The organism is Streptomyces sp. NPDC017520, assembly GCF_044329855.1.
Lineage (GTDB): Bacteria > Actinomycetota > Actinomycetes > Streptomycetales > Streptomycetaceae > Streptomyces.
Genome location: NZ_JBIRKB010000008.1, coordinates 15751 through 32971 on the forward strand (window position 1 = coordinate 15751; position 17221 = coordinate 32971).

Here is a 17221-nt window from a genome sequence, read left to right on the forward strand (position 1 = left end):
CCGCGCGACGGTCTCCGCAACATATCCGAGCTGATCGAGTGGGACGTGAAGTGGCTGGGGTGAAGGTGTGACGCCCCTGTGGGGGGTGTGGCCGGAAGCAGCCTCCCGCCGTCGCTGTTACCCTGGTAGCCCGTGGACCGGTGGTCGTTCGCGACAGCGCACGAGGCCCCCGAACCGCAGCGACGGCGCCCCCGGAATCTCCGGTTCGGCCGCCGGTACGCACCTCAGAATCGCGACCACGGGAGCCCCCTTTGGCTATGCAGCCCACATCCACGACGACCAAGCACATCTTCGTCACCGGGGGTGTCGCCTCCTCCCTCGGCAAGGGTCTGACTGCCTCCAGCCTGGGTGCCCTGCTCAAGGCGCGGGGCCTGCGGGTCACCATGCAGAAGCTCGACCCCTACCTCAACGTCGACCCGGGCACGATGAACCCCTTCCAGCACGGTGAGGTGTTCGTCACCAACGACGGCGCCGAGACCGACCTGGACATCGGCCACTACGAGCGTTTCCTCGACGTCGACCTCGACGGCTCCGCCAACGTGACGACCGGCCAGATCTACTCGCAGGTCATCGCCAAGGAGCGGCGCGGCGAGTATCTGGGCGACACCGTCCAGGTCATCCCGCACATCACCAACGAGATCAAGCACCGCATCCGCCGTATGGCCACCGACGACGTGGACGTCGTCATCACGGAGGTCGGCGGCACGGTCGGCGACATCGAGTCGCTGCCGTTCCTGGAGACCGTCCGCCAGGTCCGCCACGAGGTCGGCCGGGACAACGTCTTCGTCGTCCACATCTCGCTGCTGCCGTACATCGGCCCCTCCGGCGAGCTGAAGACCAAGCCCACCCAGCACTCGGTGGCCGCCCTGCGCAACATCGGCATCCAGCCGGACGCCATCGTGCTGCGCGCCGACCGCGAGGTCCCCACCGCCATCAAGCGCAAGATCTCGCTGATGTGCGATGTCGACGAGACCGCCGTGGTGGCCTGCCCGGACGCCCGGTCGATCTACGACATCCCCAAGGTGCTGCACACCGAGGGTCTGGACGCCTACGTCGTGCGCAAGCTCGACCTGCCGTTCCGGGACGTCGACTGGACCACCTGGGACGATCTGCTGGACCGGGTCCACAACCCCGACCACGAGGTCACCGTCGCGCTCGTCGGCAAGTACATCGACCTGCCCGACGCCTATCTCTCGGTCACCGAGGCGATCCGCGCCGGCGGCTTCGCCAACAAGGCCCGGGTCAAGGTCAAGTGGGTCACCTCCGACGACTGCCGGACCGCGGCGGGCGCCGCCGAGCACCTCGGGGACGTCGACGCGATCTGCATCCCGGGCGGCTTCGGCGAGCGCGGTGTCGACGGCAAGGTCGGCGCCATCCGCTACGCCCGCGAGAACAAGGTCCCGCTGCTCGGCCTCTGCCTCGGCCTCCAGTGCATCGTGATCGAGGCGGCCCGCTCGCTCGCCGAGATCCCCGACGCCAACTCCACCGAGTTCGACGCCGCCACCTCCCACCCCGTCATCTCGACGATGGAGGAGCAGCTCGCCTACGTCGAGGGCGCGGGCGACCTGGGCGGCACCATGCGGCTGGGCCTCTACCCGGCCAAGCTCGCCGAGGGCTCCCTCGTCCGCGAGGCCTACGACGGCCAGCCGTACGTGGAGGAGCGCCACCGCCACCGCTACGAGGTCAACAACAGCTACCGGGCCGAGCTGGAGAAGAAGGCCGGACTGGTCTTCTCCGGCACCTCCCCGGACAACAAGCTCGTCGAGTACGTCGAGTACCCGCGTGAGACGCACCCCTACCTGGTCGCCACCCAGGCGCACCCGGAGCTGCGCTCCCGCCCGACCCGCCCGCACCCGCTCTTCGCGGGTCTGGTGAAGGCCGCCGTCGCGCGTCAGGTGGCCGCCGCGAAGGGCGCGGACGCGTAACACCGAGGCATTACGGTTGACCGGGGTACGGATCCTGTGCGGATCCGTACCCCGGTTTCCGTTGGTTCGTGGGAGGACGTGGACGTACATGGGTATCCAGGACAAGCCCGAGGAGTGGCAGGTCACCGCGACCGCGACCCCCTTCACCGGCGCCAAGACCAGCGTCCGCACCGACCAGGTGGTGATGCCCGACGGGTCCGTCCACGGCCGTGACTACCAGGTCCACCCCGGCTCCGTGGCCGTCCTCGCGCTGGACGACGACGACCGGGTCATCGTGCTGCGTCAGTACCGCCATCCGGTGCGCCACCGGCTCTGGGAGATCCCGGCCGGACTGCTCGACGTCCCCGGCGAGAACCCCCTGCACGCCGCTCAGCGCGAGCTGTACGAGGAGGCGCACGTCAAGGCCGAGGACTGGCGGGTGCTGACCGACGTCTACACCACGCCCGGCGGCTGCGACGAGGCCGTGCGCGTCTTCCTCGCCCGCGATCTCTCCGAGGCGGAGGGCGAGCGGTACGCGGTCGCCGAGGAGGAGGCCGACATGGAGTACGCCCGGGTCCCGCTGCCCGAGCTGGTCCGCTCGGTGATCGCGGGGGACGTGCACAACAACTGCCTGGTCGTCGGGGTGCTCGCGCTCTCCGCCGTACGTGCGGGCGACGGCGTCGACTCCCTGCGCCCCGCCGACGCGCCGTGGCCGGCCCGGCCCTTCGAGGCCTGACGGGCAGTCTCGACCCCTGCCCCACCCCCCGATCGGTCATTAAGAATGAAGAAATGAAGAAATGCTGATCCGATCGGGGGATGTTCTCCGTGCTCCGCCCCACTCCGCAGTGATCGTCGTCACCGCTGAACTACGCTCGAAACGCACCCGACCGGAGTTCCGGCGGGCACCGCGTGCAGCGAAGTGGAGCGTGGCTCGTGACCGATCAGGCGGTGGACACCAGCGGCCCGGCAAAGGCCCCGGGGGCCGAGGAGCCGTCCGGCACCGCCCCGCCCCGATTCTTCGGCCGCGAACGTGAGTTGAAGGCTCTGCGGGCGGACATCGAGCGGGCCGGCCTCGACACCCTGGCCGGCCGCAAGACCCCCCGCGCCCGGGTCCTGCTCATCGCGGGCCGGCCCGGCTCCGGCCGCAGCGCACTCGCCGAGGAGCTGGCCGGGGCGCTCACCGGGACCGACGCCGCCCGGGCCGCCGCGACCGCCACGGGCGCACTGCCCTGGGCCGTTCCCGGCACGGGCTCCGGCGACTACCCGGACGGGGTGCTCCGGGTCGGCCTCACGGACCCCGGCGGCGGACGCGTCCCCACCGAACGCACCGCGGGCGAGATCCTCGGCCTCCTCGGGGTGGCTGTCCCGCCCGGCGCCGACCAGGACGAACTCTCCGAGATGGTCCGCGAGGCCCTCGCCGTACGCCGCCTCGTCCTGGTGCTCGACGACGCGGCCGACGCCGAACAGGTCGACCCGCTGCTCCCGGAGAACCCGGACTGCCTGGTCCTCGCCACCGCGACCGGGCCGCTGACCGGCATCCCCGACGTACGGCCCTGCACCCTCGGCGGACTGGAGGCGGGCGCGGCGGTGCGGCTGCTCGCCCGGGTCATCGGACAGGTCCGCATCACCGTCGACCCCCGCACGGCGGAGACCCTGGCGGAGGAGTGCGGGGGGCAGCCCGCGGCGCTCGCCCTGATGGGCGGCCTGCTCGCCGCGCACCCCATGGCCTCGGTCGCCGACGTCGCCAAGCAGTTGCACGAGCTGCCCGACCCCGGCGAGAGCCTGCCCACCGGAGCCCGCCCGCTGGCCCGCGCGTTCCGGCTCGTCCACGACTCCCTGCCCCAGGCCGCCGCCCGGATACTGCGGTTGCTGGCCCTCGCCCCCGCCGGGCTCGTCGACGCCCACACGGCCTCCGCGCTGGCCGGCTGCTCGGTCTCCGCCGCCCGCTCCACCCTCGACGACTTCGTGAAGCTCGGGCTGCTGCGGACGGACGGCGCGGCCCACCCCCAGTACGCGGTGCCCGGCTGCCTCGCCCCGCTGCTGCTGGCCCTCCTGGAGGACCGGGACCGGCCGGCCGAGATCCAGCTCGCCCGTGCCCGGATGCTGGAGCGGACCGTGCGCCGGCTCCAGTCCTGCCGGGCGGTCACCGAGCCGGAGGGCTCCGCGGCCCGCCGCAAGCTCGCCGGCCTGCCCCGCTCGCTGCGCTTCCCGAGCGCGGACGAGGCGGGCGCGTGGCTGCGGGTCCGCCAGCCCGCCCTGCTCGCGTCGGCCCGGCTCGCCGTGGCGGACGGCGAGCTCGACACCCTGGCGCGGCGGCTGGTCGCGGCCCTGGTGCGGGCGCTGGCCGCGCACCGGGGGACGGAGGCGGCCGCTTGCGAGCTGTACGGGCTGCACGGCCTCGTCCTGGACGTGGCGCTCCGCCGCGAGCTGCCCCGCGAGCAGGCGGCCGCCCTGCTGAACCTCGCGGACCTGGACGCCCGCACCGGCCGCACCCGGGACGCGCTGACCCGCTACCGGGCCGCGCTGGACGCCGGAAAGGCCGCGAAGGACCTGTACGCCACCGGCCGCGCGATGGAATCCGTAGGCGGCGCGTACGAGGAGCTGGGGGACTACCACCGGGCCGCCGACTGGTACGGCCGGGCGCTCGCCCAGCGGCTGACCCAGGGCGAGCGCGCCGACGAGGCCCGGCTGTACGGGCGGCTCGGGGCGGTCCACACGTACGCCGGGCGCTACGGCGAGGCGCTGCGGAACTGGCGGGCCGCCGCCTCGGGCCACCGCAGGCTCGGCGATCCGGCGGCCCGGGCGCGGGCGCTCAGCGAGGCGGCCCGGGTCCAGGAGTACGCGGGCCGGCCGCACGACTCGCTCCAGACCTGCCGGGAGGCCGTCGACCTGGCCAGGCGCGCCGGTGACGTACGGCTTCAGGCGGCGCTCCAGCTGCGGCTCGCCGACACGCTGGACCGGCTCGGGGACCCCGCGGCGGCCGGGTTGCACCGGAACGCGGCCGATAGATTGCTGGGCGAGGAGGCCTCTGCCTACGAAATCCGTAGCGCTTCGACAGAAAGTTAATGCTTTGTAAGGCTAGACAGCGCGAAGTCCTTCATTAGACTGGCTCTGCCGCGTTCCTCCGTGGCGTCTCCATTTATGCTGTATATGTCCGGGTGTGCACCGTTCTGCCCGGATGACCCTCCGAGCCAAGGACCGTGATCGACGTGAAGGTCGGCATCCCCCGCGAAGTCAAGAACAACGAGTTCCGGGTGGCGATCACCCCCGCCGGAGTGCATGAGCTCGTCCGCCACGGCCACCAGGTCGTCATCGAGCACGACGCCGGCGTCGGCTCGTCCATCCCGGACGAGGAGTACGTCGCCGCCGGCGCGCGGATCCTTGCCACCGCCGATGAGGTCTGGGCCGCCGCCGACCTGCTGCTGAAGGTCAAGGAGCCGGTCGCCGAGGAGTACCACCGCCTCCGCAAGGACCAGACCCTCTTCACGTACCTGCACCTCGCCGCCTCCCGCGAGTGCACCGACGCGCTGCTGGCCTCCGGCACCACCGCCATCGCCTACGAGACGGTCGAGACCGCGAACCGCGCCCTCCCGCTGCTCGCCCCGATGTCCGAGGTCGCGGGCCGCCTCGCCCCGCAGGTCGGCGCGTACCACCTGATGCGCTCCGTCGGTGGCCGTGGTGTGCTGCCCGGCGGCGTCCCCGGCACCGCGGCGGGCAGGGCCGTCGTCATCGGCGGCGGTGTCTCCGGCTGGAACGCCACGCAGATCGCCGTGGGTCTCGGCTTCCACGTCACGCTGCTCGACCGCGACATCAACAAGCTGCGCGAGGCCGACAAGATCTTCGGCACCAAGGTGCAGACCGTCGTCTCCAACGCCTTCGAGCTGGAGAAGGCCGTCGTCGAGGCCGATCTCGTCATCGGCGCCGTGCTGATCCCCGGAGCCAAGGCCCCGAAGCTGGTCACCAACGAGCTCGTCGCCAAGATGAAGCCCGGAAGTGTACTTGTCGACATCGCGATCGACCAGGGTGGCTGCTTCGAGGACTCGCGTCCGACGACCCACGCCGAGCCGACCTTCCAGGTCCACGACTCGGTCTTCTACTGCGTCGCCAACATGCCCGGCGCGGTGCCCCACACCTCCACCTACGCGCTCACCAACGCGACGATGCCCTACATCGTGGAGCTCGCGAACCGCGGCTGGGCCGACGCCCTGCGCCGCGACGCCGCACTCGCCAAGGGCCTCAACACCCATGAGGGCCAGGTGGTTTACCGCGAGGTGGCCGAAGCGCACGGTCTCCCGCACGTCGAGCTGAGCACGCTCCTCGGCTGACGGGTCAACTCCCCCGTCAACATCACGCGTCCGGCCGGACCTTGCCGAGCAAGGTCCGGCCGGACGCGTATCGGGCCCTGTGGGGCCCTTGCACAACTCGCGCCGAACGTAACCCTTTACCCGTTTCGTGCCGCGGTGAAATGTGCGGCTTGGTCGCTGTGCACCCTTGACAGCGAGGTGTTCGATTGCCGACACATCGGGCCGGGTCCGGCGGATTGTGTTGCTGCGGACCGGTGACACGCCATAGAGTCGCCAATCGTCGGCATGGTGCCACGCTGACCTATCGATAAGTTTCCTGGTCACGTCCAAGGAGGTAAGACGACTTGTGAATGAGTCGACAATTACTCCCGGGGGTGGTCAACCAGGGATGCCTGCACGGGGTCTGAGCCCGATCGGGCTCGAAGCTGTCGGCTCCGTCGCTGTCCGCACCTTCGCCACCCAACAGCACATGACGACAGCCCCCCAGATGATGGACGGCCTACACGTGAACGCCACGGCCGGCAACGAGAGCAGCCGGGACACCGACCGCTTCGCCGACTTCGCCGAGGTGCCCGAGGGGCACTTCTACGACCCCGACGCCGAGTACGAGCCCGATCCGGAGTACGCGGCCACCCTCGCGCCCGACGCCGCGCGTCAGCGCCGCGAGCGCATCGGTCCGACCGGGCGGCCCCTGCCGTACTTCCCGATCCCGGGCCCCCTGACCGACCACGGCCCCGCGAAGATCATCGCGATGTGCAACCAGAAGGGCGGCGTCGGCAAGACCACGTCGACCATCAACCTGGGCGCCGCGCTCGCGGAGTACGGACGCCGGGTCCTGCTCGTCGACTTCGACCCGCAGGGCGCCCTCTCCGTGGGCCTCGGGGTCAACCCGATGGAGCTGGACCTCACCGTCTACAACCTGCTCATGGAGCGGGGCATGACGGCCGACGACGTCCTGCTCAAGACCGCGGTCCCCAACATGGACCTGCTGCCCAGCAACATCGACCTCTCCGCGGCCGAGGTGCAGCTCGTCAGCGAGGTGGCCCGCGAGTCCACGCTCCAGCGCGCCCTGAAGCCGCTGATGGCCGACTACGACTACATCGTGATCGACTGTCAGCCCTCGCTCGGCCTGCTCACCGTGAACGCCCTGACGGCCGCTCACAAGGTCATAGTGCCGCTCGAGTGCGAGTTCTTCGCCCTGCGCGGGGTGGCGCTGCTCACCGAGACCATCGAGAAGGTGCAGGAGCGGCTCAACCCGGAGCTGGAGCTCGACGGCATCCTCGCCACCATGTACGACTCCCGTACGGTGCACAGCCGCGAGGTCCTGGCGCGCGTCGTCGAGGCCTTCGACGAGCACGTCTACCACACGGTCATCGGCCGCACGGTCCGCTTCCCGGAGACCACGGTCGCCGGTGAGCCCATCACCACCTATGCCTCGAACTCGGTCGGCGCGGCCGCCTATCGCCAGCTCGCCAGGGAGGTGCTCGCCCGGTGTCACGCCGAGTGAGTCTGCCGGGGGCCGACGAACTGTTCCGTACCACCGGAGGCGGGATGGGCCTCCAGCCGTCCTCGCCGGCGGAGCGGCGGCGCAAGGCGAACGGCGAGCCGCGGGTGCCCGCGCCCGCCGGGGAGAGCGACCCGTCCGGCCAGGCCCCGCCCGCCGACCGTGAGGAGCACGCCGCGGCCGACGCCGACGGCGGCGACTCGCGCAGCCGCGCCGGCGATCGCGCCCCGTCGGCCAAGGCCGCCTCCGGCGAGCGCCCCGCGCCCTCCGCCGCCCCGGCCGAGCAGCCCCCGGCGGTCCAGCAGCAGCGCAGGCGAGGCGGCGGACGCGGCGCCAACCGCCGCCCCAGCGGCCGGGAACGCCACGACGAGAAGATCACGGTCTACGTCTCCGCCGAGGAGCTGATGGACCTCGAACACGCCCGGCTCGTCCTGCGCGGCGAACACGGCCTCGCCGTCGACCGCGGCCGCATCGTCCGCGAGGCGGTGGCGGTGGTCCTGGCCGACCTGGAGTCCCGGGGCGACGCGAGCATCCTCGTACGGCGGCTGCGCGGCCGCTGAGCGGCACGGCGCGGGTAGCCTGCCCCAGGGCCTGTCGTCACGTTCCCGCCCGCCGGACGCCGCCTGGCAGGCGGGAACGTGACGACAGGCCCTGGACCCGCCGGCCGGCGGGACCCGCCCGCGCCGCCGCCCCACCCCTGGACCACCATGCCCACGCCCGACGACCCCGCCACCCCGCGCCGCCGTGCCCTGGGGCGGGGGCCGGGTGCGGTGGCGCCGCCCGTGGAGGCGGAGGGGGCCGTGCGAGAGCTTGGGCCCGTACGAGAGCCTGAGCCCGTACCGGAGCCGGAAGCCGTGCAGGGGTCGGAGCCGGAAGCCGTACCGGAGCCGGAGGCGGACGACAAGCGCTTCACCGTCCGGCTGGTGAACTTCGAGGGCCCCTTCGATCTCCTCCTGCAGCTGATCTCCAGGCACAAGCTGGATGTGACCGAGGTCGCCCTGTCGAAGGTCACCGACGAGTTCATGGCGTACATCCGCGCCATGGGCCCCGACTGGGACCTCGACCAGACCACCGAGTTCCTCGTCGTCGCCGCCACGCTGCTCGACCTCAAGGCCGCCCGGCTGCTGCCCGCGGCCGAGGTCGAGGACGAGGCCGACCTCGCGCTCCTGGAGGCGCGGGACCTGCTCTTCGCGCGGCTGCTCCAGTACCGCGCGTACAAGCGGATCGCCGAGATCTTCCAGGACCGCCTTCAGTCGGAGGCCCGCCGCCGCCCCCGTACGGTCGGCCTGGAGGACCAGCACGCCGCGCTGCTGCCCGAGGTGGTCATCAGCATCGGGCCCGAGGGCTTCGCCCGGCTCGCGGTGAAGGCGATGCGGCCGAAGCCCAGGCCCCAGGTGTACGTGGACCACATCCACGCCCCGCTGGTCAGCGTCCGGGAACAGGCGGGCCTCGTGGTGGAGCGGCTGCGCGAGGCCGGGGCGGCGGTGAGCTTCGCGGTGCTGACCGGGGACGCGCCGGACACCCTGACCGTGGTCGCCCGGTTCCTGGCCCTGCTGGAGCTGTACCGCGAGAAGGCCGTCACCCTCGACCAGGACGAGGCGCTGGGCGACCTGCTGGTGACCTGGTGCGGCGGGGCGGAAGCGGAGCCGGTGGTGACGGACGAGTTCGACCGGGAGCTCGACGGGCGCGCCGACGAGGAGGACGTACGGGAATGAGCGAGCAGCCGATTCAGGAGACCGACGGGGGCGCGGTCGCCGCGCTCGATCTGAAGCCCGCCCTCGAGGCGGTCCTCATGGTCGTCGACGAGCCCGCCACCGTCGACCACCTGGCCAAGGTGCTCCAGCGGCCCCGCAGGGCCGTGGCGGACGCGTTGCGGGAGCTGGCCGACGAGTACACCGTGCAGCGCAGGGGCTTCGACCTGCGGCTCGTCGCGGGCGGCTGGCGGTTCTACACGCGCCCCGAGTACGCGGCGGCCGTGGAGGGCTTCGTCCTGGACGGCCAGCACGCCCGGCTCACCCAGGCCGCGCTGGAGACCCTGGCGGTGGTCGCGTACCGGCAGCCGGTGAGCCGCTCGCGGGTCTCGGCGGTGCGCGGGGTGAACTGCGACGGCGTCATGCGGACCCTCCTCCAGAGGGGCCTGGTGGCGGAGGCGGGCGCGGAACCCGAAACAGGTGCGATCCTGTACAGGACGACGAACTACTTTCTGGAGCGAATGGGCCTGCGCGGCCTGGACGAGCTCCCGGAGCTCGCGCCCTTCCTCCCGGAGGCGGACGCGATCGAGGCTGAGACGCTAGAGGGTGTGCCGTCGTTCGATCCGGACGCACCGGACACCCCGGATACTCACGCAGACGACAAGACGGAATTTTGATGCGAAGCAGTGGCAGGAACAGCGGAAGCGGCAACGGCGGGAGCGGCGGCCGGAGCAGCGGCGGCGGCAACCGGAACCCCCGGAGCGGCGGCGGCGCGGGCAGCGGCGGCCGCAGCGGCGGCGGGTCCTTCCGCCAGGGCCAGGGACAGGGCGGCGGCCAGGGCGGTCGTCCCGGCGGCCAGGGCGGCGGCCGCGGCGGAAGCCAGGGCGGGCGGCCCGGAGCCCCCGGTGGCCGTCCCTCCGGTCAGGGAGGCCGTCCCGGCCAGGGAGGCCGTCCCACCGGCCAGGGCGGGCGTCAGGGCGCTCAGGACGGGCGTTCGAGCTACCAGGGCGGCCGCGACGAGGAGCAGCGTCCCCGCCGTCCCCGCCCGGAGGAGCGCCGCTACGACGTCGGCAACGACGCCCCCGGCGCCCGGTCCGAGCAGGACGGCCCCCGCAAGGGCCGCGGCTCGGCCGCCCGGGGCGGGGCCAAGGGCGGCCCGAAGCCCGCACAGGGCGGCAGTGGTCGCACCGGCGGTTTCCGCCGCGCCGCCCCCTCGCGCCCGCGTGAGCTGGACGCCAAGATCGAGCAGCGCAACCGCGACCGGTATGCGAACAAGCCCGAGATCAACCTCCCCAAGACCCACCCGGGCGCCGAGGAGGAGGGCGAGCGGTTGCAGAAGGTCCTCGCCCGGGCCGGCATGGGCTCGCGCCGCGCGTGCGAGGAGCTGATCGAGCAGTCCCGCGTCGAGGTCAACGGCGAGATCGTCGTCGAGCAGGGCAAGCGCGTCGATGTCCACAAGGACGAGATCAAGGTCGACGGCCTGACGGTCGCCGCCCAGTCCTACCTGTTCTTCGCGCTGAACAAGCCCGCCGGGGTCGTCTCCTCGATGGAGGACCCGGACGGCCGCCAGTGCCTCGGCGACTACGTGACCAACCGCGAGACGCGGCTGTTCCACGTCGGCCGGCTGGACACCGAGACGGAGGGCATCATCATGCTCACCAACCACGGTGAGCTGGCCCACCGCCTCACGCACCCCAAGTACGGCGTGAAGAAGACCTACCTGGCCGCCATCCAGGGCCCCCTGCCGCGCGACCTCGGCAAGCGGCTCAAGGACGGCATCCAGCTGGAGGACGGCTACGCCCGCGCCGACCACTTCCGCGTCGTCGAGAACACCGGCAAGAACTACCTGGTCGAGGTGACCCTCCACGAGGGCCGCAAGCACATCGTGCGCCGGATGCTGGCCGAGGCCGGCTTCCCGGTCGAGCGCCTCGTGCGGACGTCCTTCGGGCCGATCCCGCTGGGCGACCAGAAGTCCGGCTGGCTGCGCCGCCTCACCAACACCGAGGTCGGCATGCTGATGCGCGAGGTCGGCCTCTAGCCGTACCCGCTCCCACGCGACGGCCCGCGGCCGGTTCTGTTCGGAAAGTTCGAACAGAACCGGCCGCGGGCCTTTTGCCGTCCCCGCCACCTCCTTTATAGTCAGAGTGACTATAAAGGAGGTGGCGGCGGCGTGAAGCGCTACGAACACGGCCTGGTCCTCGGCCGGCGCCCCTGGATGACCGACCGCTTCCGCGCCGAACTCACCCGCACGGGAAGACGGTTCATCGAAATCACCGGCGTGCCCGAGGCGCGGCTCACCGCCGCCGTCACCGCCGTCGACGAACTCCTCGCCACCGGCTGGGACTTCGCCGCACCCCTCCCGGAGAGGCGATGAGCACCCCCGCCCCCGAGGGCTATGACCCGCACGCCTACGCCCCGTTCGCGGTCACCGTCGACCTCGCGGTCTTCACCGTCCGCGAGGCCCGGCTGCACGTGCTGCTCGTCGAACGCGGCCAGGAGCCCTTCCGGGGCAGGTGGGCGCTGCCCGGCGGCTTCCTGCTGCCCCGCGAGTCCGCCGAGGACGCCGCCCGCCGCGAACTCGCCGAGGAGACCGGCCTCGGACCCGGCGCCGTCGGCGCCCTCCACCTCGAACAGCTGCGCACCTACACCGCCCCGGACCGCGACCCGAGGATGCGGGTCGTCTCCGTCGCGTACGCCGCGCTCCTGCCGGACCTGCCCGAACCGCGCGGCGGCGGCGACGCGGCGAGCGCCCGGTGGTGGGACGCGGACTCCACCGGGCCACTGGCCTTCGACCACGACCGGATCCTCGCCGACGCCCACGACCGGATCGGCGCCAAGCTCGAATACAGCTGCCTGGCCACCGCGTTCTGCCTCGCCGAATTCACCCTCGGCGAGCTCCAACAGGTCTACGAGACCGTCTGGGGCGTCGAGCTCGACCGCCCCAACTTCCGGCGCAAGGTCCTGAACGCACCCGGCTTCGTCCAGGCCGTCGAGGGCCCGCCGCGCCGCACCGGCGGCCGGGGCAAACCGGCCGCCCTCTACCGGGCGGGCGACGCCACCGCCCTGCACCCGCCGCTCCTGCGCCCGCCACGACCGGACGCCCCGGCGGACCCGTCGTGACCCGCAGCCCCGTCGTCATGCGCAGACCCGCGCGATCCGCAGCCTCGCGCGTACGCGTAACCGCAGACCCGTCGCACTCCGCACCGGAAGGACGAGACAGATGACCATCGCCACCCCGCCCCTCACCAAGCAGGCCGCCACCGGCGTGCTGACCGGGCTCGCGCTCGGCGACGCCCTGGGCTTCCCCACGGAGTTCAACGACGTGCCCGCCATCCTCGCCAAGTTCGGCCCCTGGCGGCAGCTGCCCCTCCTGACGCCCGCCGTCGTCTCCGACGACACCCAGATGACGATCGCGCTGGGCCGGGCCATCCGCACCGCCATGGACAGCGGACTGCTCACGCCCGAACGGCTGGTGGACCCGGTCCGCGCGGAGTTCGTCGCCTGGTACCACTCACCGGACAACAACAGGGCCCCGGGCAACACCTGCCTCACCGCCTGCCGCCTGCTCGAACACACCCGGGTCTGGCAGGAGGCCAGCCAGACCCACTCCAAGGGCTGCGGCGCCAACATGCGGGTCGCCCCCGTCGGCCTGGTCCCCGGCCTCAGCGAGGAACAGCGCGCCGGGGCCGCCCAGCTCCAGGCCGCCCTCACCCACGGTCACCCCACCGCGCTCACCGCCTCCGACCTGCTGGCCCGCGCGGTGTTCCTGCTCGCCCAGGGCGCCGAACCCCTCGGCCTGATCGGACAGCTGCGCAGCTACGCCTACGAGAACCGGGGCCGCTACCACACCCGCTGGCTCGGCGACCTCTGGCGCCACGCGGGCGACGCCACCCCGCAGGCGTACATCCAGCGCGGCTGGGACGAGTGCCTGACCGCGCTGGGACACGTCCGGGACGCGCTGCGCGACCCGTCACCGGAGACCGACCCGTGCGAGCGGACCGGGGACGGCTGGATCGCCGAGGAGGCCCTCGCCACCGCGCTGCACTGCTTCCTGCTGTTCCCCGAGGAGCCCGTCACCGCCCTGCGCCGGGCCGCCTGCACGCGGGGCGACTCCGACTCGATCGCCTGCCTGACCGGAGCCCTCGCCGGGGCGCACCTGGGCGCGGCGGCCTGGCCCAAGGAATGGTCCGAGCGCATCGAGTACCGCAGCGACCTGCTCTCCCTCGCCGCGCTCTGGGACGCCTGAGCCGTACCGGCCGGCGGATGCGCGCCATCGCTTCGCCGACGGGACCGTCCCGAATGAGCGGAGGGCGATCGGGTACGAGAGGGCGGACCCGTTCCCGTACGGAAGGTTTGGTGGTATCCGTGTCCTCCTCACTCGTCGAGACCGTCGACATCAAGGCGCCCGTGGCCGTCGCCTGGTCCCTGTGGAGCGATGTCACGCAGTGGCCGAAGTTCCTGAGCCATGTCCAGCGCGTCGATCCGATCGACGAGCGGCGCTTCGCCTGGCAGCTCTCACTGCCCGGTGCGGAGAAGCGCTTCGTCGCGGAACTCACCGAGGTGGTCACCGAGGACCGCATCGCCTGGAGGACGACCGAGGGAGTCCACCACGCGGGGGTGGTCACCTTCCACCGGCTCGACTACACGTCGAGCCGTGTCGCCCTGCAGATCGAGTACGACCCCCAGGGATTCATCGAACACCTCGGGGCGCTGACCAACCTCGACTCCGCCCTCACCAACTACGACCTGGGCGAGTTCCAGAAGCTGGCCGAGCTCACGGCCGCGTCGGGCGGTCCCCGTACGGTGTGAGCGCGGACCGGTCCGGAGCGCGACCGGCCGAGGCCCGCCTGGTCCGGACGAGGAAGTCCTCCACGGCCGCCCGGTCGGGTTCCGGCGGCAGCGGGGAGCGGGGCGCCGCCTCGTCGTTCTCCTCGCCGAGGCGGTTCATCCGGCGCTCCACCTCCGGCCAGGACACCTCGCCCCGCTTCACCGCCAGCAGCTCCTCACGGGCCTCGCCGACGTCGATGCGCAGCTCGCCCGTACGCAGCAGGTCCCGGGAGCTCGCCAGCAGCCGCAGCAGATGCATCGCGTGCTTCCAGCGCGGCGCGCCATGGACCCGTACGTCGGCCTCCAGCTTCCTCCGCTGGCCGAGCGCGTACCGGACGAACGTGCCGTGCGCGAGCCGCGACAGGAACGCCCCGCGCAGCGCCAGCAGCTCGCGGCCGGTGTCGTCCACGGACTCCACCAGCGGGGAGTGCAGGCACTCCAGCACATTCGGGTTGGCTCGCAGTGCCAGCTCGCAGAAGCGTTCCAGCTCCCAGGAGAACTGCTCGGGCGCGGGGCCCTCCACATGCGTCGGCGGCTTGTCGAAGCGCCAGAACAGCGGGGTGGGCGCGAGGAACACCCCGCGCCGGTCCGTATCGCTGTCCTCCGTGGCCAGTCCGAACGCGCGCGAACCCATCACGCAGGCGTAGACCGTGTGGTCGCGTACGAGTGCCTCGTCGGCGGCGGTGATCATGCCCGTGAGCGTACGGGCGGGGTGGCCGCCGTGCCTCGGGGATTACGGCCCGCTCTCAGCCCAGCCGGATCGCGCCCCCCGATACGGTGATCCGCTCGGCGGGCAGCGGCCGGGTCGCCGGGCCGGCCTCGACCGCCGCGTCCGTGATGCTGTACTTGCTGCCGTGGCAGGGGCAGTTGATCGTGCCGTCGCTCACCGTCGAGACGAGGCAGCTCGCATGGGTGCAGACGGCGGAGAACGCCCGGAACTCGCCCTCCTCCGGCTGGGTCACCACCACCTTCCGTTCCTTGAAGACGGTGCCGCCGCCGACCGGGATGTCCGCGGTCCGGGCCAGCTCCGCCCCACCCGTGGCGTTCCCCGACGCGGTCGGCGTGGGGCTCGCGTCCTCGCCGCCGCCCCCGTCGGAGGATCCGCAGCCGGTGGCCAGGGCCGCGGCGCCCGCCGCACCCGCGGCCAGCACCGTCCTTCGCCGTGCGTTCATGAGCTCTCCTTCGGTGGCGGTGCGTGGGGCCATCGTGGCGGCGGCGGGCCCCCGGGCGAAGCAACCGCGCGGGCCGTGCCCCCGACCGGGTGGCGGCTGGGGCTCCTACGGGCCGCGGCCCGCCCGTCTCACGGACGGAACGCCGCCGACCGGGTCCGTCGCGCCGATCTAGGCTGAGGTGAGCAGCCGTGCCGCGCCCCAGGGCGACGGGCCCGGAGGCGGAAGCAGAGCGAACAGCGAAGACCAGGAGGAGCACGACGTGGCGGTACGAGCGGTCCGGGGCGCCGTCCAGCTGGACCAGGACGAGGCCGGGCACATGGGCCGGCGGGTCGGCGAGCTGCTGACGGCCGTCCTGGACCGGAACGAACTCGTCGCCGACGACCTGATCAGCATCTGGTTCACCGCCACCCCCGACCTGCACAGCGACTTCCCCGCCGCCGCCGCGCGCGGCCTCGGGATCGTCGACGTACCCCTGATCTGTGCCCAGGAACTGGACGTCGAGGGGGCCATGCCCCGGGTCGTCCGTATCCTCGTGCATGTCGAGACCTATCTCTCGCGCGCCGAGATCAGCCACGTCTACCTCGGCGCCACCGCCGCTCTGCGCAAGGACATCGCCCAGTGAGAACCGCCCTCGTCATCGGAACCGGGCTCGTCGGCACCTCCGCCGCCCTCGCACTGGCCGGTCGCGGCGTCCATGTGCACCTCGTCGACCACGACCCCGCCTCCGCCCGCACGGCAGCCGCGCTCGGCGCCGGTACCGACGAGGCGCCCCAAGGCCGCGTCGACCTGGCGATCGTCGCCGTGCCGCCCGCGCACACCGCCGCCGTCCTCGCCACCGCCATGCGCGACGGGGTGGCCCGCGGCTACCTGGACGTCGCCAGCGTCAAGGGCGGCCCGCGCCGCGAGCTGGAGGCGCTCGGCCTCGACCTCACCCCGTACATCGGTACGCACCCGATGGCCGGCAAGGAGCGCTCGGGGCCGCTCGCCGCGACCGCCGACCTCTTCGAGGGCCGCCCCTGGGTCCTCACCCCGACCCGGGACACCGACACCGAGGTGCTCAACCTCGCCCTGGAGCTCGTCGCCCTCTGCCGGGCCGTCCCCGTCGTCATGGACGCCGACGCCCACGACCGGGCCGTGGCCCTCGTCTCGCACACCCCGCAGCTGATCTCCTCGATGGTCGCCGCCCGGCTGGAGGAGGCCGACGAGACAGCCGTACGGCTGTGCGGACAGGGCATCCGCGACGTCACCCGGATCGCCGCGTCCGACCCCCGCATGTGGGTGGAGATCCTCTCCGCCAACCCCGGCCCGGTCGCCGACGTCCTCGCCGGGGTCGCCGCCGACCTGGCGGAGACCGTGACCGCGCTGCGCGGCCTGCACTCCGCCGACGAGGAGAAGCGGCGCGCGGGCACCGACGCCATCGAGGACATCCTGCGCCGCGGCAACGCGGGCCGCGTCCGGGTCCCCGGCAAGCACGGCGCGGCCCCCACCGTCTACGAGACCGTGGCCGTCCTCATCGGCGACAAGCCGGGCGAGCTGGCCGCGATCTTCGCCGACGCCGGCCGGGCCGGGGTCAACATCGAGGACGTCCGCATCGAGCACGCCACCGGCCAGCAGGCGGGCCTCGTCCAGATCATGGTCGAGCCCAGCGCCGCCCCGGTACTCGGCGCGGCCCTCCAGGAACGCGGCTGGTCGATCCGCGGCTGAGCCCGGTCCCGTACGACGGGGAGGCGCGCCACCCCCGCCCGGACGGTCCGCCTCCCCCGTACGGGGTACAAGGGCGCGCCCGGTACTCGGTAACCTGGTACGAGGCCGTCTCCGA

At 72.7% G+C, this 17221-nt stretch carries 16 protein-coding genes and 1 pseudogene; 15 read left to right on the forward strand and 2 right to left on the reverse strand.

From position 1 onward, the window contains the following. The first annotated feature begins 257 nt into the window (after window positions 1-257). From ACH4KB_RS20100 to ACH4KB_RS20160, 13 genes and pseudogenes are all read left to right on the forward strand, one after another. A complete protein-coding gene (locus ACH4KB_RS20100; protein WP_398067239.1) occupies window positions 258-1925 on the forward strand; it encodes a CTP synthase in 1668 nt (555 codons plus the stop codon). Window positions 1926-2013: 88 nt separating this feature from the next. Then, window positions 2014-2640 (forward strand): NUDIX domain-containing protein, encoded by a 627-nt coding sequence (locus tag ACH4KB_RS20105; protein WP_398067240.1) that lies wholly within the window; start codon window positions 2014-2016, stop codon window positions 2638-2640. Between the two features lie 197 nt (window positions 2641-2837). Further along, complete coding sequence (locus ACH4KB_RS20110) at window positions 2838-4970, forward strand: tetratricopeptide repeat protein (RefSeq protein WP_398067241.1); 2133 nt, start codon at window positions 2838-2840, stop codon at window positions 4968-4970. Between the two features lie 143 nt (window positions 4971-5113). Then, window positions 5114-6229 carry an alanine dehydrogenase gene (gene ald, locus ACH4KB_RS20115; RefSeq protein ID WP_398067572.1) on the forward strand — a complete coding sequence of 372 codons (1116 nt, stop codon included), beginning with the start codon at window positions 5114-5116 and terminating at the stop codon, window positions 6227-6229. A 367-nt stretch (window positions 6230-6596) separates the two neighbouring features. Beyond that, entirely contained in the window at window positions 6597-7715 is a 1119-nt protein-coding gene (locus ACH4KB_RS20120; protein ID WP_007448578.1) for a ParA family protein, read from the forward strand. Then, complete coding sequence (locus ACH4KB_RS20125) at window positions 7712-8272, forward strand: hypothetical protein (RefSeq protein ID WP_398067573.1); 561 nt, start codon at window positions 7712-7714, stop codon at window positions 8270-8272. Before ACH4KB_RS20120 ends, ACH4KB_RS20125 begins: the two co-directional genes overlap by 4 nt. 147 nt (window positions 8273-8419) lie before the next feature. Next, entirely contained in the window at window positions 8420-9427 is a 1008-nt protein-coding gene (locus ACH4KB_RS20130) for a segregation and condensation protein A (protein WP_398067242.1), read from the forward strand. Next, window positions 9424-10080, forward strand: a complete 657-nt coding sequence (gene scpB, locus ACH4KB_RS20135; protein WP_398067243.1) for an SMC-Scp complex subunit ScpB — start codon at window positions 9424-9426, stop codon at window positions 10078-10080. Before ACH4KB_RS20130 ends, scpB begins: the two co-directional genes overlap by 4 nt. After that, window positions 10080-11441, forward strand: coding sequence for a pseudouridine synthase (locus tag ACH4KB_RS20140; RefSeq protein ID WP_398067244.1), 1362 nt, complete (start codon window positions 10080-10082; stop codon window positions 11439-11441). Before scpB ends, ACH4KB_RS20140 begins: the two co-directional genes overlap by 1 nt. A gap of 78 nt (window positions 11442-11519) precedes the next feature. Continuing rightward, window positions 11520-11777: pseudogene (locus ACH4KB_RS20145) on the forward strand (transcriptional regulator); the annotation flags it as partial. After that, window positions 11774-12523, forward strand: a complete 750-nt coding sequence (locus ACH4KB_RS20150) for an NUDIX hydrolase (RefSeq protein ID WP_398067245.1) — start codon at window positions 11774-11776, stop codon at window positions 12521-12523. The pseudogene ACH4KB_RS20145 and the gene ACH4KB_RS20150, both read left to right, overlap by 4 nt. A 100-nt stretch (window positions 12524-12623) precedes the next feature. After that, complete coding sequence (locus tag ACH4KB_RS20155) at window positions 12624-13649, forward strand: ADP-ribosylglycohydrolase family protein (RefSeq protein WP_398067246.1); 1026 nt, start codon at window positions 12624-12626, stop codon at window positions 13647-13649. Window positions 13650-13768: 119 nt separating this feature from the next. Continuing rightward, entirely contained in the window at window positions 13769-14212 is a 444-nt protein-coding gene (locus ACH4KB_RS20160; protein WP_398067247.1) for an SRPBCC family protein, read from the forward strand. Here the strand turns inward: ACH4KB_RS20160 and ACH4KB_RS20165 are convergent. Further along, complete coding sequence (locus ACH4KB_RS20165; RefSeq protein ID WP_398067248.1) at window positions 14178-14921, reverse strand: DNA polymerase beta superfamily protein; 744 nt, start codon at window positions 14919-14921, stop codon at window positions 14178-14180. The genes ACH4KB_RS20160 and ACH4KB_RS20165 overlap by 35 nt on opposite strands. A 55-nt stretch (window positions 14922-14976) precedes the next feature. Next, the gene (locus tag ACH4KB_RS20170) at window positions 14977-15402 is read right to left on the reverse strand and encodes a Rieske (2Fe-2S) protein (RefSeq protein WP_398067249.1); all 426 of its coding nucleotides are present in this window, start codon (window positions 15400-15402) and stop codon (window positions 14977-14979) included. A 259-nt stretch (window positions 15403-15661) separates the two neighbouring features. On the opposite strand from ACH4KB_RS20170, the gene aroH reads away from it, so the two are divergent. Then, on the forward strand, window positions 15662-16024 hold the full coding sequence (gene aroH, locus ACH4KB_RS20175) for a chorismate mutase (protein WP_398067250.1): 363 nt from the start codon (window positions 15662-15664) through the stop codon (window positions 16022-16024). Continuing rightward, a complete protein-coding gene (locus ACH4KB_RS20180) occupies window positions 16021-17106 on the forward strand; it encodes a prephenate dehydrogenase (RefSeq protein WP_398067251.1) in 1086 nt (361 codons plus the stop codon). Before aroH ends, ACH4KB_RS20180 begins: the two co-directional genes overlap by 4 nt. The last annotated feature ends 115 nt before the right edge of the window (window positions 17107-17221 follow it).